Genomic DNA, 26,068 nt, shown 5'->3' with positions numbered 1-26,068 from the left:
AATTTGCAATTCACTTATTTACAGTCATTACTTTCTTTCCAACTATTGAATCTTCCAGCTGATTCCAAACATAAAGTTGGTTCCTGCCTGAGCAAAGTATAATGGACTGCCATCTTCAGCAACAGATCCATTGTTTACATATTTTTTATTGAATAGGTTATTCACTAATAGTTTTAAGGCAACATCATTGTGACCAATTTTAAACTGGTATTGTGCATTAAAATCTGTCAGTAAATAATCTTTAAGTTCTACGTTTTTATCTTCTGTATTATCCATATACTGCTTTCCAACGTATTGGTTCATTAAAGCAAACTGGAAGTTTTTGTTTGGATTGAATTTCACCCCTAAATTAGCAATCATATTTGGAGAAAACGAGATTTGAGTATTCCCCAGACTTACTGGTGATTTTCCAACCTCTATATTAAAATCCTGATTTCTATTCTGGCTTACAGTAACGTTTCCGGAAACTTCCCATTGCTTCGAAAGCTTTGCCAATGCACCAACCTCTACTCCACGTCTGTAACTTTTCCCTGAATTGGTTCTGATAAATGCTCCAACACTGTTAAGCTGACCATTTAATACCAATTGATTCACATAATACATGTAATAAACATTCGCAGTTAAAGATAAAAGTCCGAACTGCTTTTCAAATCCGGCTTCAAAATCGTGAAGTTTTTCGGGCTTCACATCATTGTTGGCCATAATATCTGCTCTGTTCGGTTCTCTTTGAGCATGTGCATAAGACAGGAAAATTTTTCCGTCATTAATTTTATAATTCACACCTGCTTTTGGATTGAAGAACAGCCAGTTTTTGTCCAGATCTGCACCATCATCGTCTCCGGCCATGATAACCTTAGTATTGTAATTGATGCTTCTAAGCTGTAAATCACCGAAGAACTCAAAATTATCCATTCTGTATAAAGCCTTTGCAAAACCAGAGACTTCATTTTTTATTGAACGGTTTCTGTAGTATTCACTTTCATTGATCTGCGGATAAAACACTCCGGTAACATTTCCGAAATGCTTTCCGTAATACTGATTGGCTACAGCTCCAAAGTTTAAATCGAGGTTTTCAAACTTTCCATACAAGGTAGAAACTACTCCGTAGAAATCATTGTCCAACCATTTTTTTCTGATGAAATCTGATTTGGTAATAGTCTGTCCACCTTCAATAATGTTAGGGAGATGATATTTTGAGAAAGAACTCGCCTGTTTGTAGTTTTCGTAATATCCTTTTCCTTTGGTGTAGTGAAAAGTAGTTTCAAGGTTCCAGCGATCGTTGAATTTTTGTTCCCAAAGCAACTGATAATGGTTCTGTCTGTAATTATCAGTTTCGTTATCATAGAAACCTACAATATTTTTATTGGCATCTCTAATTGCACCGGAAATATTGAATCTTGGATTGGTCTCCCACATTTCTCTACTGACCCCGTTCCATGCCTGATATGTTTTTTCCTTTCCACCAAAAGCCATTAAACGCAATTTGGTTTTTCCTTCCTCAAACAAAGCGGTAAAATTGTAAGAATGCAGATCAGAAGAAGCTCTGTCTATATATCCATCAGAATGAATATTCGTATACCTTCCCATTACAGAAAGACGGTTTTTCCAGAATTTTCCTGAACCTACCTCTGCTGAATATTTATAAGTATTGAAAGATCCATAACTATCATCGGTTTTTAAATAAAACTTCTCTTCCGGCTCTCTCGAAATCACATTAATGCTTGCTCCAAAGGCAGAAACTCCATTGTTAGAAGTACCTACCCCTCTCTGAATAACAATCTGTGAGGCAGAACTCGTTAAATCCGGAACATTCACAAAAAAAGTACCCTGACTTTCAGAATCATTATAAGGAACTCCGTTCATCATCACATTAATGGCCGTTCCGGAAACCCCACGAATTCTAAAACCTGTATAGCCTACACCATTTCCGGCATCCGAAGTAGAAATGATTGAAGTTTGATTTTTTAAAAGGATAGGAAGATCCTGTCCTAAATTTTTCCCGTCTAAATCTTTCTGAACATTGATAATTTCCTTAGCAACAGGAAGTCTTTTCGTAAAGCTGACCGCTTCTATTTCTCTGATCTTCAGAGAATCCGTTTTTTGAGCCTGAATAAAGGCCACAGAGCCTACACTAAGCCCTAAAAAAAATAATCCTTTCATTCTATAAATCTTTAACATTTAATGAATAAAAGGGGATCGATAAGATATTATACAAATTCAACCCTCAGTAGAGTTGATGTCCCTAAACAGCATTACCTGTTCCAGGTTCAGTGGGTATAATCTCAGCCTGTTAAAGCACCCCTTTATTTCAGCCGCGAAATTACAAAAAATATATGAGATGAAGGCTTCGGGATTCGAGGTACGGATTCCTTACCTACGAGACTATTATTAAAGTGTTAGCGGTATGAAAAAATTAGAGTTAAAATCCGTTTAGTTTGTTGTCATTCCGACGAAGGAGGAATCTCTTTTATAAATGAGATTCTTCATTTCACTTCGTTACATTCAGAATGACAGGGCATGTTAAGATTAATATAAAGTTGTGTATGACTCAATAGACGTTATAAAACCTTCATAAGTAATGAGCAATCATCATTTATCATCTATCATTCATCACTTATCATCTAGTATGTCTTATTATTTGCATCGATGTAATAATAGTTTTTACCGTCTTTGGTCACTTCAAACATTTTACCCAACTTCCAGCTGAAGTTTCTTTTAATATTTGAATATTCGAAGGGAATAATGATTTTGTTATTCACATCAATAACTCCAAATTTATCGTTGTTTGAAGCCACAATCATTGGATCGGAAACATCGTCTCCTTCCATGATGAATAAATATTGATATTGTGGATAAATCTGATATTGACGGTAGTCTGCAGCGTTGACAAATTTTGATTTTTCAATAATCCCATAGAAACCATTGAGAATATAGGCCTGGAAAAGTTGATGTTTATATTCTTCAAACTTACATTTTCCAAGATCGGAATCTTTAAACTGATACACTCTTTTTCCGGAATGATCTACCCGATAAGAAATCATATTCTTTTCTACTGTTGCGTAGTCTTTTGCTCCAAATTTCCTCACTTTTTCATTCGGAGAGTTCAGAAGGTTGCAATCTTCATAAAAGAATACGGCAATATGATACTCCGGTTGAATGATATATTTCCCGTTTTGATTCACATATCCGAAACTATCTCCTTTCTTTTTGGGAATCAGAAGAGGAAGATCTTTGTTAATAACAACCAGATCCGGATTATGTTTAGTTACCACATTTTTCTCTTTTTTCACGGTAGTTTTCGTAGCATTTTTAATCGCAGGTTTCTTCACAGATCTAGCCTGAGAGAAAACAGAAATCGAAATAAAAACGCACAAAATATTCAGGATATTTTTCATATTCACCATTTGTCTGCAATATTACGCCCAAAAATAGAAAATATCAAATTCATATTTATAAAGAATCTAAATAATTTCATTCTCATAAAATCGTAAAATTTCGTAATTTTGGGGAACATTTTGAATTGTTTAATAATTTAAAAAACTTTTAAAAAAAGTAGATTATGCTGACCTTCTTTGGTGAATGTTGCATCACATGCAAGACCTCAAAATGTCATTAACTGTAGTTATACAGACCAGTAAAGAAGCAGCGAAATAGTCTACCTTTAATATTGAAAGACCTTCTATTATGAATATTTATAAGGATTACATTAAAGAGATTGAAGAAAGAAAAGACCAGGGGCTTCATCCAAAGCCAATTGATGGTGCTGAATTACTAAGCGAAATTATCGCACAGATCAAAGACTCTGGTAATGCAGATCGAACGGACTCTCTTAAATTTTTCATCTACAACACCCTACCGGGAACTACAAGTGCAGCTGGTGTAAAAGCTAAATTTTTAAAAGAGATCATTCTAGGTGAATCCGTAGTAGAAGAAATCTCTCAGGCTTTCGCTTTTGAATTATTATCTCACATGAAAGGAGGTAAATCTATCGAAGTATTATTAGACCTAGCTTTAGGAAACGATGCTGCTATTGCTCAACAAGCTGCAGACGTTCTTAAAACTCAGGTTTTCCTTTATGAAGCGGACACTAACCGTTTAAAAGAGGCATACAACAGCGGAAATGCAATTGCTAAAGAAATTTTAGAAAGCTATGCACAGGCTGAATTCTTCACTAAACTTCCAGAAGTAGCTGAAGAAATCAAAGTGATTACTTATATCGCTGGTGAAGGAGACATTTCTACTGATTTACTTTCTCCGGGTAACCAGGCTCACTCAAGATCAGACCGTGAACTTCATGGTAAATGTATGATTACTCCTGCAGCTCAGGAAGAAATCAAAGCTTTACAGGCGCAACATCCTGATGCGAGCGTTATGCTTATTGCTGAAAAAGGAACAATGGGTGTAGGTTCATCCAGAATGTCCGGGGTAAACAACGTGGCTTTATGGACTGGTAAACAAGCAAGCCCATATGTACCATTCGTAAATATCGCTCCAATTGTTGGAGGTACAAACGGTATTTCTCCAATCTTCCTTACGACAGTGGATGTTACCGGAGGTATTGGTGTTGACCTTAAGAACTGGGTGAAGAAAGTAGACGAAAACGGAAACCCTGTTCGTAACGAAAATGGCGATATCGTTCTTGAAGAAGCTTATTCAGTAGCTACAGGAACTGTTTTAACCATTAATACAAAAGAAAAGAAATTATATAACGGAGATCAGGAATTGATTGACCTTACGAAGTCTTTCACGCCACAAAAAATGGAATTCATCAAGGCTGGAGGATCTTATGCAATTGTATTCGGTAAGAAATTACAAACATTTGCCGCTCAGGTTTTAGGTGTTGAAGCTCCAACGGTTTTTGCTCCATCAAAAGAAATTTCTCACGAAGGACAAGGTCTTACGGCAGTTGAAAAAATCTTCAACAGAAATGCAGTAGGAACTACACCAGGAAAAGTATTACATGCTGGTTCAGACGTTCGTGTACAGGTAAACATCGTTGGTTCTCAGGATACAACAGGTCTTATGACTTCTCAGGAGCTTGAATCAATGGCGGCTACTGTAATTTCACCAGTTGTTGACGGTGCTTACCAATCAGGTTGTCACACTGCTTCAGTTTGGGATAAAAAAGCTCAGGCGAACATTCCTAAGCTAATGAAATTCATGAACGATTTCGGATTAATCACAGCTCGTGACCCGAAAGGTGAATACCATTCTATGACTGACGTTATTCACAAAGTTCTTAACGATATCACTGTAGACGAGTGGGCAATCATCATTGGTGGTGACTCTCACACAAGAATGTCTAAAGGAGTTGCTTTCGGAGCTGACTCTGGAACGGTTGCTCTTGCATTAGCTACAGGTGAGGCATCAATGCCTATCCCAGAATCTGTAAAAGTAACTTTCAAAGGTGAAATGAAACCTCACATGGATTTCCGTGATGTGGTTCATGCTACTCAGGCTCAGATGTTGAAGCAATTTGGAGGGGAGAACGTATTCCAGGGAAGAATCATTGAGGTTCACATTGGAACGCTTCCTGCTGACCAGGCATTCACATTTACAGACTGGACTGCTGAAATGAAGGCTAAAGCATCTATCAACATTTCTGAAGACAATACCCTAATCGAATCATTGGAAATCGCTAAAGGCAGAATCCAGATTATGATTGACAAAGGAATGGATAACCATAACAAGGTTCTTCAGGGATTAATTGACAAAGCTAATAAGAGAATTGAAGAGATCAGATCAGGTGAAAAACCAGCTCTTACTCCGGATTCAAACGCTAAATATTACGCTGAAGTTGTTGTAGATCTTGATGTAATCGTAGAACCTATGATTGCTGACCCGGATGTAAACAATGATGATGTTTCTAAAAGATATACTCACGATACCATCAGAGATCTTTCTTATTATGGTGGTGAGAAAAAAGTAGATCTTGGTTTCGTTGGATCTTGTATGGTTCACAAAGGAGACTTGAAAATAGTTTCTCAGATGCTGAAAAACCTTGAAAAGAAAAATGGTAAAGTAGAATTTAGCGCACCTCTAGTAGTGGCAGCTCCTACTTACAACATCATTGACGAGTTAAAAGCTGAAGGTGACTGGGAATTATTAGAGAAATATTCAGGTTTTGAATTTAATGACAATGCTCCAAAAGGTGAAGCTCGTACAGAATACGAAAACGTAATGTACCTTGAGCGTCCTGGATGTAACCTTTGTATGGGTAACCAGGAAAAAGCAGCTAAAGGAGATACTGTTTTAGCTACTTCAACGCGTCTATTCCAAGGAAGAGTAGTAGAAGATTCTGAACGTAAAAAAGGAGAATCTCTATTGGCTTCAACTCCGGTTGTTGTTCTTTCTGCTATCATCGGAAGAATTCCAAGTATTGAGGAATATAAAGCAGCTGTTGAAGGTATTGACCTTACTACTTTTGTTCCTTCTATCAAGGAATTAACAAGTACAAGTGCTCACTAACAGCATAGACCAATAAGTCGCAAGACTATTGAAAATCATATCAATGGAAGATTTTAGTCCTTTTGGATCTAAAATCTTCCATTTTTTGTTTAGAATCGTTCTATTTTAACTTAGATACGATTTTTTTCCGAGAAAATCGAGAAAATAGAATCTATTTTTTCTTAAATTGAAAGTTATAAAATCTCTTGGTTTTAGAATCAAAACTGCCCTATTTATGGATTATAGGAACATTTTTTGATATATAAAAAACGATTTTTCTCTTTTAAAATATCAGAGAAAGAAACATTAACGGACAAAGAACAAAACTAAATACGATATGACTTTTGATATTGATATGATCAAAAAAGTGTACGAGCGTTACCCAGAGAGAATTGCTGCGGCAAGACAGATTGTGGGAAAACCTCTTACCCTTTCAGAAAAAATTCTTTACACCCACCTTTGGGAAGGAAATGCTACACAAGCACATGAAAGAGGAAACTCTTATGTAGATTTTGCACCGGATAGAGTAGCTATGCAGGATGCAACAGCACAGATGGCACTTTTACAGTTTATGCAGGCTGGAAAAACTAAAGTAGCTGTTCCTTCAACAGCTCATGCCGATCACCTGATTCAGGCGAAAGTAGGTGCTGATAAAGATCTACAGGAAGGTATCAACAAAAACTCTGAGGTGTTCAACTTCTTAAGTTCTGTATGTGATAAATACGGAATCGGATTCTGGAAGCCCGGAGCAGGTATCATTCACCAGGTTGTATTGGAAAACTATGCTTTCCCTGGAGGAATGATGATTGGAACCGACTCTCACACCGTAAACGCCGGCGGACTAGGAATGGTTGCTATTGGTGTAGGTGGTGCTGATGCTGTAGACGTAATGGCAGGAATGGCTTGGGAGCTTAAAATGCCTAAACTTATCGGGGTTAAATTAACCGGTAAAATGAATGGATGGACTTCTGCTAAAGATGTTATCTTAAAAGTAGCGGGAATTCTTACCGTAAAAGGAGGTACAGGATGTATTGTAGAATATTTCGGTGAAGGAGCAGAATCTCTTTCTGCTACAGGTAAGGGTACCATCTGTAATATGGGTGCTGAAATCGGAGCTACAACGTCTACTTTCGGATATGATGATTCCATGAGAAGATATCTTTCTGCAACAGGAAGACAGGATGTGGTAGATGCAGCAGATAAAATTGCTGAACATTTAACAGGGGATGCTGAAGTATATGCAAACCCGGAACAATATTTCGATCAATTAATTGAAATTAACCTTTCTGAACTAACTCCACACTTAAACGGACCTTTCACTCCAGACTTGGCGACTCCTGTTGCTGAATTCAAAGCTAAAGCTGAGGCTAACGGATGGCCATTGGAAGTTGAATGGGCGCTTATCGGTTCTTGTACCAACTCTTCTTATGAAGATTTATCAAGAGCGGCTTCCATCGTAGAAGATGCAGTATCTAAAGGAGTAAAACCTAAAGCAATTTTAGGGATTAACCCAGGTTCTGAGCAGGTGAAATTCACAGCGGAAAGAGATGGTTTCTTAGATTCATTCAGAAAATTTGAAAACGCAAGAATCTTTACCAATGCTTGTGGACCATGTATCGGACAATGGGACAGAGAAGGTGCTGAAAAAGGGGAGAAAAACTCGATTATTCACTCTTTCAACAGAAACTTTGCAAAAAGAGCTGATGGTAACCCCAATACTCATGCATTCGTAGCTTCTCCAGAAATGGTAGCGGCTGTGGCAATCTCAGGTAGATTAGACTTCAACCCGATTACTGATACTTTAACCAATGAAGCTGGCGAGCAGGTAAAACTTAACGAGCCTAAAGGGTTCGAACTTCCTGCAAAAGGATTTGCAGTAGATGACAATGGCTACCAGGCACCCTCTGCAGATGGATCCAGCGTTGTAGTAAACGTAAGCCCTACTTCAGACAGACTTCAGTTATTAGAAGAATTCCCGGCTTGGGATGGTAAAAATATTACGGGAGCAAAAGTATTAATCAAAGCATTCGGAAAATGTACAACTGACCACATTTCTATGGCTGGACCATGGTTGAAATACAGAGGTCACTTAGACAATATTTCAAACAATATGTTAATTGGTGCTGTAAACGCTTACAATATGGAAACCAACCACGTTAAAAACGAATTAACGGGTGAATATGGTGAAGTTCCTGCTGTACAAAGAGCTTATAAAGCGGCAGGCGTTCCAACCATTGTTGTAGGAGACCAAAACTATGGTGAAGGTTCTTCAAGAGAGCACGCAGCCATGGAGCCTAGACACCTTGGTGTAAAAGTAGTATTGGTAAAATCATTCGCAAGGATTCACGAAACAAACCTTAAAAAACAAGGGATGCTGGGAATCACTTTCGCTAATGAGTCTGATTATGATAAAATCCTGGAAGATGACACGGTTAACTTCTTAAACCTTGATCAGTTCGCTCCAGGAAAACAATTGACTTTAGAATTCGTTCACAAAGACGGAACTAAAGATATCATCATGGCAAACCATACTTACAACGATCAACAGATCGATTGGTTCAAGGCTGGTTCTGCGCTAAACTTGATTAAACAACAAGAGAAATAAAAATTAATTGTTAGATCGATTAATTATAAAAGACGGCTTCAGCAGAAGCCGTCTTTTTTGTTTTTATTACCATTAAAATGATTCTTTATCTGTAGATTCCAACACAATTATAAGAATTCAATAGGAGCGGACTTTAGTCCGCTTTTTATAAAACAAATCATCAATTGGCTTTAGCCAAAACCTAAAAAAGATCTGCTCAATCTCCTAAATCAGCGTGAAAATTTTTTTTTTAATCTCACGCAGATTTTGCGGATTACGCAGATTGTGGATGAAGAAATAGTTCTAAACCTTATAGGTTTTTGAAACCTATAAGGTTTGAGTTGTTCTCGTATTCTATTTCAATCTCTCTAAAAGATTAGACTTATAACTGTCTCCTATTGGAATTTCCTGTTCTGATAACACCAGCTTTTTAGCTCCAATACTTTTGATTTTATCCAGATTAATGATAAAAGACTTATGAATTCTTACAAACTTATCAGACAGCTGATTCTCCATAGATTTAAGCGTATCCAGAACGATATACTCTTCTCCGGCAGTTCGGATATTCACATAGTCTTTGATGCTTTCGATATAAAGGATCTCATTAAAATTGATACGATGCTGTTGCCCTGATGATTTAACGAAAAAATGAGACTCTTCTTCCTGAAAAGAAAATCGCTCCTGGGCTTTCAGAGCACTCTTCTGGAAGCGTTCAAAGGAAATAGGTTTCAGAAGATAATCAACAATATTATGTTCATACCCTTCCAATGCATATTCTGAATAAGCTGTTGTTAAAATATATTTTTGTTTGGAACCCACGATCTTCATGAAATTGATTCCCGTAAGCTCCGGCATCTGGATGTCCAGAAAAATAAGATCTGAATCATTATTCTGAATATACTCTAGCGCCTCAATGGGATTTTCTGTGGAAAAAACAAGCTCAAGAAATGGAATTTTCTGTACGTACTGTTCAAGAAGCGATATAGCCAGAGGTTCATCATCAACGATGATACATTTAATTTTATTCATCCTTCAAATCAATTTTTAAATCTACCATAAATTCTGTTTCGGAATCTTTTATATTCAGCTCGTGTTTAGGATATAATATTTCCAGTCTTTTTTTCACATTCTGAATACCAATTCCGGAAACAGAGTCTTTCATCTTGTCTTTTTTAAAATTTAAAAGGTAAAAATGCAATACTTTATTCTGATCGGAAATTTTCAGCTCAAATCCTTTACCACGCAGATCACCGTGTTTAAAAGCATTTTCAACAAATGGCACCAACAGCATCGGTGAAATATTCAGATGAGGATGCTGAATATTTTTTTCTACAAGAATCAATTCCGGATTTCTGAGTCTCAGTTTTTCCAGCTCAGTCAAGCTATCAATGTATCCAATCTCTTTATCTAAGGAAATAAAATCTTCTTCAAGGTCTTTTGTACTGTATCTCAATAATTGCCCGAGCTCCTCAATAGCAGGCAATGCTTTCTCCGATTTCTGATATACCAATGAATAAATATTATTTAAGGTATTGAATATAAAATGGGGATTAATCTGGGTTTTTAGAGCTTTCAGTTCTGCATTCTTCTTTTCTTCCACCAGCTGAAGTCTTTCTGCATCAAGCGAAGAATATATTTTAAATAAACAGAAAACTGTACTGATAAAGATGGAGGTCACGCTATTATAGATATTATCAAAAAAATAATACCAAAACTCTGTTCCTTCTGGATAATTACTGATTCCAAAAAAATATTTCAGAATAACCTCATCTGTAAAATAGCGCACCAAAACAAAGCAAGTCACACTAATAGAAAATCCGATAAGAATCTTATAGAGCTTCTTAATGTCAAAGAAAATCGGAACAATAAAGATATAGTTGAAATAAAAGCATACAAAACTGGTGATAAAATAGGTAATCCTAAGAATGGAATATTCCCTCTTAGAATAAATCTCAGGAACAATAATCGTCCCTACTACAAACATGGCCCAATAGAAGACATGCAGAAAAAGCAATTGTTTTTTTTTCATAGCACAAAAATAATTGATCCTCTCTATCAAAAGCCAGATTTTCGATAAACCTACTCATTTTATCGATGAAAATAAATTTATAGGATAAAATTCCCCCTTTATCTAAAGGCTGTTTCAGTGGAAAGGCATGCACAATACCTTTGCTTCAGAAAATAACAAAAACAGACCCTGATACTCATATGAAACAACATATCCTTCTTATCGCCACTATTTTAAGTTCTTTTGCAGCTGGACAAACGAAAGATTCTGCCAACAATGTAAAAACTATTGAAACGGTTATGGTAAACGGTAAAAAAGCATTAGTAGAGCGTAAAGTAGACCGCCTTGTTTATAATGTTCAAAACTCTATGCTATCCAATGGAAGCAGCGGAACTGAAGTATTGGCAAGCACTCCATTACTTAAAATAGACGAGGACAAAGGGGCTGTTTCTATTGCCGGGAAAAATGGTGTTTCCGTTATGGTGAATGACAGAATGCTTAATCTTTCCGGAGCTGAACTTATCAATTATCTGAAAAATCTCCGTTCAGAAAATATCCTGAAAATTGAAGTAATTACCACTCCACCGGCAAAATATGAGGCTCAGGGAAATAGCGGGATCATCAATATTGTATTAAAAAAGAATCTGGATCTTGGCTGGAGCGGGTATTTAAACACTTATTATAATCAAAGAACTTACGGCAGCTTTGGTGGTGCAACAGGAATTAATTATCAGGATAAAAAGATAAAGGCAACGGTAAAATTCCAGGGATTTGATACAGCAAAACGTTCTGTAGAAAATTATCAGATTGTGGGAAATGAATCTTCGTTCAGCAGAGATGAAAGAAAGGATATGTATAATGGGCTTGGGTTTAATGCCAATGTTGATTATTCTCTTTCTGATAAATCTACTGTTGGGGTCATTTATGATATTACAAAAGGAAATATTGATATGGATATCTACTCCACTCAAAATTATTTCACTGGAAATATACCCACTTTATTGACGGAGACGGATTCTAAACACCGTTCCCCTTTTACCACACAAATGTTGAATACTTATTTTGATCATAAATTTGGGGATCATAAATTTAGCCTAGGATATAATTTTTATGGAAATAGGCCAGATACTCAGGTTAACTTTATCACTACAGACCTATCTGATTACTCTAAAGAAACCGTTCGAAACCTGTCTGAAGTAGATTATAAGATTTCATCCGCACAGGCAGATCTTACCCTAAATTTTAAAAATATACAGGTTGAAACCGGTACAAAATATAGCCAATTTTCCAACAATTCCAATATTGAATATTTTGATCTGAAAAATGATCATTATGAAATTGATCCTGGGAAAAGCAACCTTTTCGAGTATACAGAAAAAAATTACGCAGGTTACATCAGTGCCAGTAAAGATTTTGGCGAAAAATGGTCAGCTAAGGCCGGAATCCGTTATGAGTATGTTCAAACGAACAGCTTCTCTCCTACTACACAGTCAGAGACTGAAAACAATTATGGAAAATTCTTTCCTACTGCTTATATCTCTTATAAAGCCAATAGCAGCAACCAATTCAGTCTTAACTATTCCAGAAGGATTAACCGTCCGAGTTTCCATGCTTTGAATCCATTCAGATGGTATTCTAACCCACGCAGTTATTACTCAGGAAATCCTGAATTACAACCGTCTTTCAATGATAATATTGAGTTTAATTATATTTTTAAAAATAAGTTTTCTGCCAATCTGTATTATCAGAAAACAACCAATAATTATGGCCAAATCTTATTTCTTGATGATCTTTCTGTTACCAGCAGCTATTATAATTATTACAATCAGGATACGTATGGGATTAATTTCAATTACACTGATACCTTTTTCAAATTCTGGGAAAGTAATATCTCTACTTCATTCAGTTATAATGAAACACAGATTACAAAGTTTAATCTTATCCCAAAGAGCGGGCAGTCATTCTATTATTCTTTGAAAAATACCTTTCAGCTTAATAAGGCTAAAACATTTTTCTTATTCGTGAACTATTGGGAAACATTACCATCCAGAGATGGAAATACGTATCAAAAGAACATGGGAAGTCTGGATGCCGGGATAAAAATGAATTTTATGGAAAAAGCTTTACAGGTTAATCTTTCCGTAACGGACATCTTTAAACAGAGCAGATTTATAGGAGATGCTTATTATGCTGATAATACTCAATCGTTTAATAATTATTGGGATGCCAGAAGGCTGAATGTAAGTGTGACTTATAATTTTGGAAATCAGAAAGTAAAATCCAACATAAGAGCTGTGAATTTTGAAGAAAAACAAAGAGCTCAATAACTAAAAAACTTTTAACCTTCTCTATACAAAAACTAATAGCCATGAGAATTTGTAATTAACAGAGAAGTTAGAAAGTGGAAGCTGGAAAAAAGCTGGAAGTTAATGTTAGTCATACAACGACTGATTATGACCATAAAACCACCTTTAAAAAAGGATAAAAACACAACCATTTTAAGGTCTTTATAACTTCCGGCTCCCAGTTTCAAATTCATAAACTCTATTTACTATTACGCTTCTTTTCCAACGGACCATTTCCTATTTTTCTAAACGTACAGAAAGGCTTTCTATGCCTGGCCAGCTGGGTATCCGGCTCGGGAATTAAATAAAATTATCTAAGTGCCTGTAACAAAGTTTCTTTTTTAGCGTCTAACCGGATAGTAGTAAAAAAACATTATGAAAAAAACTCTATTCGCTATATCGCTGGTAACTTCAGTACTTGCTTTTGCACAGGAAAAAGGCAATAACAGCAATAAAGAAAAACAAATAGACGGCATTGTCATCACCAAAACTAAAAAAGCCGTTGAACAAAAAGCAGACCGTACTGTTTTTGATTTTTCTGAACAACCTCAGCTTAATAACGGGAATGTTTTGGAAGGAATTAAAAAGCTTCCCGGCCTTGTATCTACAGACATTGCCGGAATGATGTATCAAGGAAAAATGCTGGACGTTTACCTTAACGGAAGACCTTTGAACATTACCTCCAATGAATTAAACTCTTTCCTCGAAAGCATGCCCGCCAATTCTGTAGAGAGAATTGAAGTCGTTACACAGCCCGGAGCAGAATTTCCTGCGACATCAGGAGGTGCTGTTATGAATATTATTACGAATAAAAACGCCAACAAATACTTAAGCGCCACCTATTCCGGAAATTATACCTTCACCAACTACGATAAATACAGAAGCAGAACCACAAACTCTGTGAATTTAAATGCCAGAAATAAATATTTCGGATGGCAGCTTAATGTTGGCCAGAATTATCGTGAAAGTATGATGAATACACAGCAGGATGACTTATTGAACAGTAATACGGATCGATTTGCCCGTACCTATTTTGCTAAGGCGGGAGTAACTTTTGATCTTGGCCAGGACAGATTGTTGATGAACTACGATATTTATCACAATAACAATGATAATTATACTTTAAGTAATGGTAAAGGTGACAGAACCTACGATGAGAAATCACCTAATAAACTTTATATCAGAGACTATACTTTCGGATCTTCAGATGCAGCAAGAACCAATACAATAAGGCAAGAAGCTGTGGTAACCTATCAGAAACGCTTCTCTGATAAATCTCAGAAATTAGATTTCCAGTTGGGCTATACGAAGGCCTATACTAAATTTGGACAGGATAATATATTCTTTGACAAAACTTATGAAAATCCTGAAGAGCGTCTTCCAACAACAACTCGAGGAAATTTGTTAAGGAATAATTCTGATATGAGGATTGCTAACCTTAAGGTTGATTATTCTCAACCCATCAAGCTTCTTGATGGAGGAAAAGTGAGTGCCGGAGGTTTGTATGAAAGACAGGATTATGATACGGAAAGTAAGGGGTTAAAAAACCTTGAATACCAAAGACAGACAGCTTCCACTTACCTTGAATTTCAGGCTAAATTGAAAAAGTTTGATTTCACGTTGGGCTCACGCTTTGAAAACTATGATATTTCAGGAATCACCAGATATTTTGATAAAGATGGAAAGCTTGTTCAGGATGACTTGCTTCCATTTGATAAGTTTAAATTCTTTCCAAATGCCAGCATACAGTACAACCTGATGAACCAGGTATATGTGGCTGCGAATTACAACAAAAAGATCAGCTTACCAAGTATTTCTGCACTAAACCCCAATAATACCACATTTGGAGGTCCGAATACTCAAATTACAGGTAATGCCAATCTTCAGCCTACCATTTTTGATAACTATGAGTTGAAAATTTCGGCTTTTGATTATTCATTCATCGGATATAGTGTAAGCTCAGCTAGCAATCAGGTGGCACAAATCATTAGAAAAGATGGTAGAAATCTTTACAATGAGCAGATTAATATCTCTAACATGAAAATTCATAATTTCAATGTTGGACTTCCTGTTCCGTTCCAAATTTTTACCAAGTCTATAGGTGAGATTATGAAATCGAATTTCAATCCTGACAAAATGAATTTCATGTACATTTATGCAGGATATCAGAAACATGAGATTGACAACCTGAACAATAAAGGATTCTGGATTCTTAACCTGATGACTCAGCTGATTCTTCCAAAAGATATTAAACTGACAGCAAATTACAGCTATCTAACGCCAAAAGCAGGATATTTTTACTTCACTGCAGAGAAACCATTTAGCAATAACTTAGATATTACCCTGACGAAAAAGTTTATGAACAATCGTCTTACAGTCTCGGTTTTTGCGAATGATATTTTCAATGGCCAGATCATGCAGGTACGCTCCAATCCACCATCAGGAGAAAATGTAATGCTTAGAACGAAATACGATTCAAGAAACTTCGGAATTTCCATCAATTATAAAATTCCTACAAGAAATAAATTGGCTAAAGAGGATGCAAATATCCTGAACCAAACCAAGAAAGAGGATAATGGTGGCGTTATGCAGCAAGGACAGCAATAGATTTAAATGATTAATAACCAAAAAAGAGGCAGTAATAGTATCACTGCCTCTTTTTTATTTCTATTGATTTTAGAGGATAAAAAATATCTCACGCAGATTTAGCTGATAACGCAGATTTTTATAACATTCCCACGCTTAGATCTGCGAAATCTGTGTGATCTGCAAGAAACAAAAATCTAGCTCATGCTAGAAATCTAAAGTTTGAAATCTCCAATTCAGCGTATCAATCAAGGTTAACTGATTGATATTTACAGGAAGATCTGTAATTATTTTCAAGGTTTGAAGCGCCATCATACTTCCTACAATTCCTGGGAGAGCTCCCAGAACACCAAGACTATCACAATCTGGTGCATCTTCATCAAAAGGAGGCTCGGGAAATATATCACGTAAGTTTTTACTTCCATTATGATTGAACACAGCTACCTGCCCGGAAAACCCTAAGATGCTCCCATAGACCAGTGTTTTTTCTAATGTGACACAGGTATCATTCACCAGATACCTTGTGGAAAAGTTGTCTGAACCATCTACAATAATATCATATTGAGGAAGTATCTCCGAGATATTGGCAGCCTCAATTTTTTGCTCAATCCCTGTTACTTTTACCTGATGATTAAGATTGTTGACAAACTGCTCTGCACTCCTTGTCTTCAATCCTCCTACTCCATTTTCGTTGTGAATAATCTGACGGTTCAGGTTATGAAGTTCAACATTGTCAAAATCAGCAATGCCTATTGTTCCAACACCTGCTGCTGCTAAATATTGAATGACAGGACTTCCCAGTCCACCGGCACCTATAACCAAAACTTTTGAAGCTATTATTTTCTTTTGTCCTTCCAGTCCAATTTCATCCATAAAGATCTGGCGGCTATATCTTTTAAAAAGATCTTCTTTTTGCATTTTGATGTATCATATTTAAACCATTAAGGAGTATTAAGATGTTTAGAATAGTTAAGTTTTGCTTCGCATTAAGTGTCATAGTTGCTCAATAAAAATCTTTGATTTTTCTCTTAACTTTCCTTACTCTCTTAATATTCCTTCATGGTTCTAAAAAATTAATATTTAAGCACCACTATAAACAGAATCCCAATCTTTCATCACCGGATCATACCCTGAATTTTTAATCATCCTCTTAATATCTTCCATACTTCTTTCATCACTGGTTTCAAATTGCTCCAGAGATTCTTTATCCACGGCATATCCACCCGGATTAGTCTTTGAACCTGCACTCATGGTGGTAGCTCCCAATGCTACAATATGATTTCTGAAGGTTTCATTTTCTCTTGTAGAGATGGATATTTCAAGATCTTCATTCCAGATTCTGTAGGCACAGATGAGTTGCAGCAAGTCTTTATCTTCCATAATAAAATTGGGTTCAATGATTCCTTCCGCAGGTCTAAGCCTTGGAAATGACACTGAAAATTTACTTTTCCAGTATTGTTTCTGTAAATAATCGATGTGAAGGGCGTTAAAGAAGCTGTCTACACGCCAATCTTCCAGACCAAGCAGTACTCCCAATCCCATTTTATGGATTCCTGCTCGCCCAATCCGGTCAGGAGTGTCTAAGCGAAAATAGAAATTGGATTTTTTGCCTTTCGGGTGATATTCTTTATACACTTCCTGATGATAAGTTTCCTGATATACCAACACCGAATGTACACCTTCTTCATGAAGAAGCTTGTACTCAGTCTCTTCTAAAGGCTGTACCTCAATGGAAATATTGGAAAAATGAGGTTTTAGTAACCGAACTGCATTCTGAAAATAAGGAACTCCGACTATCTTATTGGCTTCTCCACTCACCAACAAAACATGATTGACTCCCATTGACTTTAATACTGAAACCTCTATCATCAGCTCTGCATCAGTTAGTGTTTTTCTTCTGAGATTATTATCTAAACTAAACCCACAATATGTACAGATATTCTGACATTCATTACTCAGATACAATGGAGCATACAACTGAATGGTCTTCCCGAAACGTTTCTGGGTAAGAGCTCTTGTCATATTTGCCATAAGTTCCAACTCCTGTGATGCTGCCGGTGAAAGCATATTCAGAAAATCATCCAGTGTTCTGTTTCTTTTCTGGAGACTGTTTCGAACCTCGGAGATCGTTACTTTTTCAAGTCTGGCTTTTACTTCATCCCACTGGTACTGCTCGAAAACCTCCTTAAAACTATTCATGATTCTTATTTTTATTCAAACAAAAACGACGTTAAAGGACTTGATGCTTCAGCATGATTAGCGATAGCTCCCAAGCCTGATTCAAAAGCTCTTCTTCCGGCAATCACGCCTTCTTTGAAAGCTACAGCCATATTTACAGGATTTCGTGCAACTGCAATGGCTGTATTAACTAAAACTGCATCTGCTCCCATCTCCATAGCTTTTGCAGCATCAGACGGTGCACCAATGCCAGCATCTACAACAACAGGAACGTTACTTTGGCTGATGATAATTTCTAAGAAATCCAGTGTTCTCAATCCTTTATTGGTTCCGATAGGCGCTCCTAAAGGCATTACCACAGCTGTTCCTGCATCTTCAAGACGTTTGCATAAAACAGGATCGGCATGAATATAAGGCATCACTACAAAACCTAATTTGGCCAATTCTTCGGTGGCATACAATGTTTCAATAGGATCTGGTAATAAATATTTCGGATCCGGATGAATTTCCAACTTTACCCAGTTGGTTTCTAAAGCTTCTCTTGCTAATTGTGCAGCCAGCACAGCTTCTTTAGCAGTTCTTGCTCCTGAGGTATTGGGTAAAAGATGAACCTGGGTTCCTTTTAATGAATCTAATAAATCATCTTCGGCTGACTGAGCATCAATTCTCTTTAAAGCCATTGTAACCATATTGGATTCTGAAGCCACAACAGAAGCTGCCATATCTTCAAGGCTTCCGAATTTTCCTGTTCCTAAAAACAATCTTGATTCAAAAGTTCTGTCTGCTATTATTAATTTTTGATTATGCATATGTACTTATTTATTTTTTTGAGGGCATTGTCCCAGCCTTGTCAAGGTTTAAAACTCGACAAGGCTTTAAACTCATTAATAATGGACGGCTGGTTGGTGATCTGCCCTGAAACCGCCACTCCATAAATTCCGAGCTGCTGTAATGACTGAATATCTTCAAGACTTACTCCTCCAATGGCAAATATTTTAGGAATCATCATTGATTTTTCATGAAGTTTATTTATAATTTCCTGATAGCCTTCAAACCCAAGAATAGGACTCAACTTTTCTTTTGTAGAGGTAAATCTTAGTGGCCCCAACCCAATATAATCACATGATTCCTTCATTCTTTGAAGAACATCTGAAAGGGTGTTCGCTGTTCCACCAATGATCTTATTATCTCCTAAAATGATTCTTGCTTCTTCAATGGAGCCATCATTTAATCCTAAGTGAACTCCATCAGCATCTATTGATTTTGCCAGCTTAACATTATCATTGATGATACAGATTGACTGATATTCTGAGCAAAGCTGCTTTGAAACTTCACAAAGGCTTATTAATTCATTTTCAGAAGCATTTTTCCAGCGGATCTGCACCCATTTTATCCCATGATCTAAGGCTTTACGGATATTAAGTTCCTGCTCCTGCCGTGTATGCCCCTTTGAGATGTATTGTAATTTTTCCATATTGACTATGAATGTATCCCGAATAAAGAGGGATTGCTTTTTAAAAATTGTTCGATATAAAATTTCTATTTCCTGCAAGCAATTTCCAGGTTTTACCTCTTGATAGCTCTCCTACATTTTCTAAGTACACTTAAAGGTTCATCACTTTCCCAAACAGCTCCTAATAAAGCCACACCATCTACTCCAAGATCAAAAACGTCCTGAATACGATTGGAATCGATACCTCCTAAGGCAATCAGCTTTACATCCGGATTATTTCTTTGACTCAGGCTTTCCATCACTGTTGAATCAATTCCATATCCTTTTTTGGAAATACTTGGAAAGAATGGGCTTATAAAAGCATATTCCCACTCTTTTTCCAATGTATTATAGGTATTGATATCATGAACAGAAGTTGAAATTGTATTTCCAGCCATAAAAGGTGTGTATTTTCCTTCCTTTCGGTCTTCTTCTCTAAAGTGAAATCTTGAAATCCCATAATCTTGTCCCAGATCATGATGACTGTGCAGTACCAATTGCCCATAAAATGAGGCATCAATACTTTTGATAAAACCAATCATTTCTTCCTCGCTGATCCATGGTTTTCTTATATGAAGCAAATCCAATCCCTCATGAAACATCTGATTGATGCTCTCTGATTCGTTTGGAACTATAGTTTCAGAAGTGATGACGAGAATCATATATAAATTTCCTTTCCTTTTTCAATAAACTCCTGTGACTTATCAAACATTCCCTGTTCTGCAGATTCACGAATTTCCTGGGTGATCTTCATCGAGCAGAATTTTGGTCCGCACATAGAGCAGAAGTGAGCAATTTTAGCTCCGTCCGCGGGAAGCGTTTCATCATGATAAGCTCTGGCAGTATCCGGATCTAATGAAAGATTGAACTGGTCTTCCCATCTGAATTCAAATCTTGCTTTACTTAATGCATTATCTCGGTATTGTGCTCCCGGATGTCCTTTTGCTAAATCTGCGGCGTGGGCTGCTAGTTTGTAAGTAATTACTCCCACTTTCACATCATCTCTGTTCGGAAGACCTAGATGTTCTTTTGGGGTTACATAGCAAAGCATGGCACATCCGAACCATCCGATCATAGCGGCACCGATTCCTGAAGTGATGTGATCATAACCCGGTGCAATATCTGTAGTTAAAGGGCCTAATGTATAGAAAGGTGCTTCGTCACACACTTCCAATTGCTTCTCCATGTTTTCTTTAATCATGTGCATCGGAACGTGTCCCGGACCTTCAATCATCACTTGTACATTGTGCTTCCATGCAATTTTTGTCAGTTCCCCTAAAGTTTCAAGTTCTGCAAACTGAGCATCATCATTAGCATCAGCAATAGAACCCGGACGTAAACCGTCTCCTAAAGAAAATGCTACATCATACTTCTTCATGATCTCGCAAATCTCTTCAAAATGAGTATATAAAAAGTTTTCTTTATGATGATAAAGACACCATTTCGCCATAATAGAGCCTCCTCTGGAAACAATTCCTGTTACTCTGTTGGCTGTTAAATGAATGTATCTCAATAAAACTCCGGCATGGATGGTAAAATAAGATACTCCCTGCTCGGCCTGTTCAATCAAAGTATCTTTAAAAACTTCCCATGTTAAATCTTCCGGTACTCCTTTTACCTTTTCCAGTGCCTGATAAATGGGAACTGTACCAATGGGAACCGGGCTGTTTCTGATGATCCATTCTCTGGTTTCATGGATATTTTTTCCTGTGGAAAGGTCCATAATCGTATCAGCACCCCAACGGCAAGCCCAAACTGCTTTCTCTACTTCTTCATCTATACTTGATGAAACAGCACTATTTCCGATATTCGCATTGATTTTCACCAAAAAGTTTCTTCCGATAATCATCGGTTCGCTTTCCGGGTGATTAATGTTATTTGGAATAATAGCTCTTCCGGCAGCAATTTCATCTCTTACAAACTCCGGAGTGATCTTACTTTTTGGAGTATTAGCACCAAAACTGTTTCCAATATGCTGACAGGCCATTTCTTTTGGAACCGACTGCAATTGTTCTATTCTTTGGTTTTCTCTGATGGCAATATATTCCATTTCCGGAGTAATGATGCCTTGTTTTGCATAATAAAGCTGAGTAAGTTCTTTTCCTTCCTGAGCAACTTTAGGTTTATGATCGTAAGAAAAGCGCAATTCATCAAGTTTAGAATCTGCGAGACGTGCTTTTCCGTATTCTGAGGTGATTCCATCCAGAATAGTAACATCTTCTCTGTCCAGAATCCATTGTTCTCTTATTCTTGGAAGCCCTTTTTGAATATCGATTGTTGCATTTTCATCGGTATAAGGTCCTGAAGTATCGTAGATTGTTACCGGAGGATTTTCTTCAAAATTTCCATTAGTCAGCTTGGTAGGGCTAAGTTGTATTTCACGCATTGCTACATTGATAGGATGAATTTTTCCTTCAACATAGATTTTCTTTGAGTTCGGAAATGGCGAACATGTAATTGAATGAGCCATAAATATGGGTATTAAGTATGAGAATTATCCGCCCTGAGTGGCAGTAATGATTAAAATTGAATCCAGATTGTTAAGGGGAGTTTCCGCCCAGATTGACAGCGGAATAATACGATTGTTGAGGGCTACGGCAATCCCTTTCTTTTTTCCAGGTAGCTCCATAGCCAATAATGCTTCCAGATTTTCGGGAAGTACATTAAATGTTTTTCGGGTGTGGTTGATTATAAGTTCCATTCCTAATGATTTAAATATACTTTAGGAATGGCTATTATTGTACAATAGAATGTACAGCAAAAGTCATCTACTTTTCCCTACGCTGGTATAATCCAGATCAGGTTCAAAGGGTAAAGTCTCAGTCTGTAAACACAGACACCCCTAAAGTGTGGGACGAAGGTAGTTATTTTTTGAGAATGGGCAAAATCTAATTTTACGGAAACAAAAAATCCATCTCAAATTTGGAGATGGATCTTATTGATATTTATTCAAATGCTTTAATAGAAAAGCTTTAAGCTGCCATTGGTATTATGTTGATTAGCCCAATTTGATTGGTTCAGAAAAAATTCGGAGCTATAAGGTTGATACTCTTTTGAAATTCTTCTTTGAGGATTATTTTTTGATAATGAAAAGTAGAAATAATCTTCAAAAATGCCTAATTTCTTAAATGGATTTTGTGCAGAATCAAAATTATCAAATGTAATTTCATTCGTAATGTATGCATCAACATTATTATGCTTTTCAGTTTTAGTTGCCTTTTCTAAATTTCCTGAATTATTATAAATAAACTTTTCTACGTATGTCAAAATATAATCTTGCGGGTCAGTTGGATCGTATGGAGCATTAGGATATTGAGTTAAAATCTCAATTAACTTTCCTGAAGCGTCATAAGTATAGGTCAAATACATATCCATATATGAATTATTAACCTGTGGAATAACTAATTTAATAACTCTACCTTGATTATCAAATTCAAATCTTCTTTCCTTCAATTGAATATTGAAACTAGGGTCAGAGCTATAATTTTTCATAATTGCTGTATTTCCTGTATACGTTACGATTGTATACACTGATTTTGAATAAGCATAAGGGAAACCCGTACTTCCAGAAAGTTCCAACTTTCCTCCTACTTTTTTACTAACTCTTCCCTGAGAATCATATTCGAAAATATAATTTTGTTCCAATCCATTAAACACAGGTGACAAAACGGGATAGTTCCACGAGATTTTACTTGTATTTTCAGTAATCGTCTGTTTTGAATTATCAATAGGCATTTCATCATTGTCTGAACAAGATGCCATAACCAGCAATGTGGCTAATAAAAGTGATTTGAATTTCATGTTATAGTTTATGATATGCTTATTCTTCACAAGCTCTCCAGATCGCATCATTCTGCGGAACAGGAGCTATGATTTCTATGTTTTCTTTAGTAACCGGATGAATAAATTCCAGTTTCCTTGCATGAAGATTGATTCCTCCGTCCGGATTGGAACGTGGAGAACCGTATTTTAGATCTCCTTTGATCGGAATCCCGGTTTTTGATAGCTGAGCTCTGATCTGGTGATGTCTTCCGGTTTCAAGATCTATTTCAAGAAGCAGATAATTATCTAAAGTTTTGATAATATTATAAGTTAAAATGGCTTCCTTAGCGCCTTCTGTAACTTTTGGGAAAACAATCGCCTTGTTATTCTTTTCGTTTTTCTTTAAATAATGAACCAGTCTTTGGCTTTGTGGAATTAATTCTTTTCCAACTACCGCCCAATAGGTCTTTTTAACCTCACGGTTTTTCACCATCTGAGTAAGACGCGAAAGTGCTTTTGAGGTTTTAGCATAAATAACCAGCCCGGAAGTGGGACGGTCTATACGATGAACCAAGCCGAGAAAAACATTTCCCGGCTTAGCATCTCTTATTTTTATATAATTCTTGATAGATTCCAATAGTGATTCATCACCGGTCTTATCGCCCTGTACAAGCTGACCGACTTTTTTGTTCACTACCAGAAGATGGTTGTCTTCATATACAATCTGCTCCTTCATTCAGTCTATCTGTTTCTGTTTCTATTTGACATTGAAAGAATAATCCCCGCCAAAAGACCAACTGTTTTAAGTCCTGAAATCATTGAACTATCCGGCAATAAAGCTCCAACCACACAAACTCCTGCTGCTGCATACATCGCATACATGAAGTTTTTATTGGTCAGCATAGGTGCCTGAATAAAGAAACTTGCTCCTATCAGAACATAGAACACTTTTCTGGAAAGTAAATGATTGATCTCAGGTGAAAATAAATTGAACCAGCCTATAGCAAGACAGATTAAAGCAGCAATAGATAATATTCCCTGAATAGATTGTTGTTGATTTTGCATGAATTAATAACTTTCGTTTTGGTTAGGGAATTCTACATTCTTTACATCTTGTACATATTGAGACACAGCTCCTGTAATCTCTGTGTAAAGATCAAGATATCTTCTTAAAAATTTAGGACTGAAACCTTTGTTCATTCCTACCATATCATGATATACCAAAACCTGACCGTCACAGTCTGCTCCGGCACCAATTCCGATAGTAGGGATAGAAATGCTCTCAGTAACTTTTTTAGCTAAATCAGCAGGAATTTTTTCCAATACTACAGAAAAACATCCTAATTCTTCTAAAAGCTGTGCATCAGCAATCAGTTTTTCAGCTTCTGCCTCTTCTTTTGCTCTTACCTTATAAGTTCCGAATTTATAAATAGATTGTGGCGTTAATCCTAAGTGTCCCATTACAGGAATCCCAGCATTGATGATTTTTTTAATAGATTTTGAAATCTCTTTTCCGCCCTCAATTTTCACAGCATGAGCACCTCCTTCTTTCATCATTCTTACTGCAGACTCTAATGCTTTTTCAGGATTACTCTGATAAGTTCCGAATGGCAAATCTGCCACCACTAAAGCTCTGTCAGTTCCTCTTACCACACTTTGAGCATGATAGATCATTTGGTCTAATGTAATAGGTAATGTAGTTTCAAAACCTGCCATTACATTGGCTGCAGAGTCTCCAATCAAAATAGCATCTACTCCACCTGCATCTACCATCTTTGCCGTGGTAAAATCATAGGCTGTAAGCATTGTTATTTTCTCCTTGTCGAATTTCATTTTACGCAAGGTTTCAGTCGTAACTTTTTTAATTTCAGAGTGAACAGACATAATTTATCTATTTTTTAAAAGTTAAAAAGTCGGCCTGTAGCCGACTTAAGTTTTTATGATTTTTATAAAACTACGTGACCGAGTTTCATGAGTTTATCGTGATTCAGAATCTTGATGTTTCTCCCGTCAACTTCTATCAGACTATCCTGTTTGAATTCCGAGATGAGACGAATGGCACTTTCAGTAGCAGTACCAATGATGTTGGCAATTTCTTCTCTGGTTAAGGAGATTTTGATAAAGCCTTCCGGATCTACCCCTAATTTCTGTTCCAAAAGCAGCAATATTTCAGCCAGCCTTTCTCTTACCGTTTTTTGGGCAAGGAACGTTATGGTATTAGAAGATTCTCCTAATTCGTAAGAAATTTTTTGAAGCATTACGAAAGACAATTGCGGATCTACTTCCAGAAGATACATAAAGATATCTGCTGGTAAGAAAACACACTCAATGTCTGTCATGGCTTCTGCTTTGGCTTGGAAATTTTCCCCGCAAAGCAAAGAACGATAGCCGATAATATCCCCTTCTTTGATAAATCTTAAAATCTGATCTTTCCCAAATGCTCCTGATTTTGAAAGTTTAGCGGCTCCTTTTTCAAGTACGAATACACCTTTTGGTGTTTCCCCATCTTCGAAAATAGTATCGTGTTTCTGAAAACTCAATCTTTTTTTACCGTTAATATATTTTTCAAAATCTGCGCTAGAAAGTCTTTCCTTAAATGATTTATCATTAAAAACTCTGGCGAACCTCTCTTCAATGGCTATCTGTTGTTCCTGCGGCATTTTATA

20 protein-coding genes and 1 riboswitch are annotated in these 26,068 nt (G+C 36.6%); of the genes, 4 read left to right on the top strand and 16 right to left on the bottom strand.

What is annotated here, in order from left to right; genetic code table 11:
• Positions 1–42: 42 nt before the first annotated feature.
• Both BLS98_RS20850 and BLS98_RS20845 read right to left on the bottom strand, forming a co-directional pair.
• The gene (locus BLS98_RS20850; RefSeq protein ID WP_089739222.1) at positions 43–2,160 is read right to left on the bottom strand and encodes a TonB-dependent receptor; all 2,118 of its coding nucleotides are present in this window, start codon (positions 2,158–2,160) and stop codon (positions 43–45) included.
• A gap of 461 nt (positions 2,161–2,621) precedes the next feature.
• Positions 2,622–3,395, bottom strand: coding sequence for a WG repeat-containing protein (locus BLS98_RS20845; protein WP_228425106.1), 774 nt, complete (start codon positions 3,393–3,395; stop codon positions 2,622–2,624).
• A 289-nt stretch (positions 3,396–3,684) separates the two neighbouring features.
• On the opposite strand from BLS98_RS20845, the gene BLS98_RS20840 reads away from it, so the two are divergent.
• Together BLS98_RS20840 and BLS98_RS20835 are read left to right on the top strand one after the other, a co-directional pair.
• A complete protein-coding gene (locus tag BLS98_RS20840; RefSeq protein ID WP_089739088.1) occupies positions 3,685–6,468 on the top strand; it encodes a bifunctional aconitate hydratase 2/2-methylisocitrate dehydratase in 2,784 nt (927 codons plus the stop codon).
• Positions 6,469–6,784: 316 nt separating this feature from the next.
• Positions 6,785–9,052, top strand: a complete 2,268-nt coding sequence (locus BLS98_RS20835; protein ID WP_089739087.1) for an aconitate hydratase — start codon at positions 6,785–6,787, stop codon at positions 9,050–9,052.
• 333 nt (positions 9,053–9,385) lie between these two features.
• Here BLS98_RS20835 and BLS98_RS20830 read toward each other — a convergent pair whose 3' ends face one another.
• Positions 9,386–10,060, bottom strand: a complete 675-nt coding sequence (locus BLS98_RS20830) for a LytR/AlgR family response regulator transcription factor (protein ID WP_089739085.1) — start codon at positions 10,058–10,060, stop codon at positions 9,386–9,388.
• The gene (locus BLS98_RS20825; protein WP_089739084.1) at positions 10,053–11,060 is read right to left on the bottom strand and encodes a sensor histidine kinase; all 1,008 of its coding nucleotides are present in this window, start codon (positions 11,058–11,060) and stop codon (positions 10,053–10,055) included. Before BLS98_RS20825 ends, BLS98_RS20830 begins: the two co-directional genes overlap by 8 nt.
• Positions 11,061–11,239: 179 nt before the next feature.
• On the opposite strand from BLS98_RS20825, the gene BLS98_RS20820 reads away from it, so the two are divergent.
• Together BLS98_RS20820 and BLS98_RS20815 are read left to right on the top strand one after the other, a co-directional pair.
• Positions 11,240–13,366, top strand: coding sequence for an outer membrane beta-barrel family protein (locus BLS98_RS20820; protein ID WP_089739220.1), 2,127 nt, complete (start codon positions 11,240–11,242; stop codon positions 13,364–13,366).
• Positions 13,367–13,759: 393 nt separating this feature from the next.
• On the top strand, positions 13,760–15,991 hold the full coding sequence (locus BLS98_RS20815) for an outer membrane beta-barrel family protein (protein WP_089739082.1): 2,232 nt from the start codon (positions 13,760–13,762) through the stop codon (positions 15,989–15,991).
• Between the two features lie 186 nt (positions 15,992–16,177).
• Here BLS98_RS20815 and BLS98_RS20810 read toward each other — a convergent pair whose 3' ends face one another.
• The 12 genes from BLS98_RS20810 to BLS98_RS20755 form a co-directional block, all read right to left on the bottom strand.
• Positions 16,178–16,888, bottom strand: a complete 711-nt coding sequence (locus BLS98_RS20810; RefSeq protein ID WP_089739081.1) for a HesA/MoeB/ThiF family protein — start codon at positions 16,886–16,888, stop codon at positions 16,178–16,180.
• 162 nt (positions 16,889–17,050) lie between these two features.
• Positions 17,051–18,169 carry a 2-iminoacetate synthase ThiH gene (thiH, locus tag BLS98_RS20805; RefSeq protein WP_089739080.1) on the bottom strand — a complete coding sequence of 373 codons (1,119 nt, stop codon included), beginning with the start codon at positions 18,167–18,169 and terminating at the stop codon, positions 17,051–17,053.
• Positions 18,170–18,180: 11 nt separating this feature from the next.
• Positions 18,181–18,957 (bottom strand): thiazole synthase, encoded by a 777-nt coding sequence (locus BLS98_RS20800; RefSeq protein WP_089739078.1) that lies wholly within the window; start codon positions 18,955–18,957, stop codon positions 18,181–18,183.
• 41 nt (positions 18,958–18,998) lie between these two features.
• Positions 18,999–19,622, bottom strand: coding sequence for a thiamine phosphate synthase (locus tag BLS98_RS20795; RefSeq protein WP_089739076.1), 624 nt, complete (start codon positions 19,620–19,622; stop codon positions 18,999–19,001).
• Positions 19,623–19,714: 92 nt separating this feature from the next.
• Complete coding sequence (locus tag BLS98_RS20790; protein WP_089739074.1) at positions 19,715–20,302, bottom strand: thiamine phosphate synthase; 588 nt, start codon at positions 20,300–20,302, stop codon at positions 19,715–19,717.
• Complete coding sequence (gene thiC / locus BLS98_RS20785) at positions 20,299–22,110, bottom strand: phosphomethylpyrimidine synthase ThiC (protein WP_089739072.1); 1,812 nt, start codon at positions 22,108–22,110, stop codon at positions 20,299–20,301. The genes BLS98_RS20790 and thiC overlap by 4 nt, the downstream gene beginning before the upstream one ends.
• Positions 22,111–22,134: 24 nt before the next feature.
• Complete coding sequence (gene thiS, locus BLS98_RS20780; RefSeq protein ID WP_089739070.1) at positions 22,135–22,341, bottom strand: sulfur carrier protein ThiS; 207 nt, start codon at positions 22,339–22,341, stop codon at positions 22,135–22,137.
• Between the two features lie 57 nt (positions 22,342–22,398).
• A riboswitch (TPP riboswitch) is annotated at positions 22,399–22,494 on the bottom strand.
• A 104-nt stretch (positions 22,495–22,598) separates the two neighbouring features.
• Entirely contained in the window at positions 22,599–23,441 is an 843-nt protein-coding gene (locus tag BLS98_RS20775; RefSeq protein WP_111994725.1) for a hypothetical protein, read from the bottom strand.
• Positions 23,442–23,460: 19 nt separating this feature from the next.
• Complete coding sequence (locus BLS98_RS20770; RefSeq protein WP_089739066.1) at positions 23,461–24,138, bottom strand: RluA family pseudouridine synthase; 678 nt, start codon at positions 24,136–24,138, stop codon at positions 23,461–23,463.
• Positions 24,139–24,143: 5 nt separating this feature from the next.
• On the bottom strand, positions 24,144–24,467 hold the full coding sequence (locus BLS98_RS20765; RefSeq protein ID WP_089739064.1) for a hypothetical protein: 324 nt from the start codon (positions 24,465–24,467) through the stop codon (positions 24,144–24,146).
• Positions 24,468–24,470: 3 nt separating this feature from the next.
• On the bottom strand, positions 24,471–25,286 hold the full coding sequence (panB, locus tag BLS98_RS20760; protein ID WP_089739062.1) for a 3-methyl-2-oxobutanoate hydroxymethyltransferase: 816 nt from the start codon (positions 25,284–25,286) through the stop codon (positions 24,471–24,473).
• 62 nt (positions 25,287–25,348) lie between these two features.
• Positions 25,349–26,062, bottom strand: a complete 714-nt coding sequence (locus BLS98_RS20755; RefSeq protein ID WP_065400912.1) for a Crp/Fnr family transcriptional regulator — start codon at positions 26,060–26,062, stop codon at positions 25,349–25,351.
• Between the last annotated feature and the right edge of the window lie 6 nt (positions 26,063–26,068).

It is taken from the genome of Chryseobacterium jejuense (assembly GCF_900100075.1).
Taxonomy (GTDB): Bacteria; Bacteroidota; Bacteroidia; order Flavobacteriales; family Weeksellaceae; genus Chryseobacterium; species Chryseobacterium jejuense.
The sequence above is the reverse complement of the archived record's forward strand: the minus strand, read 5'-3'. Positions and strand labels throughout refer to the sequence as shown.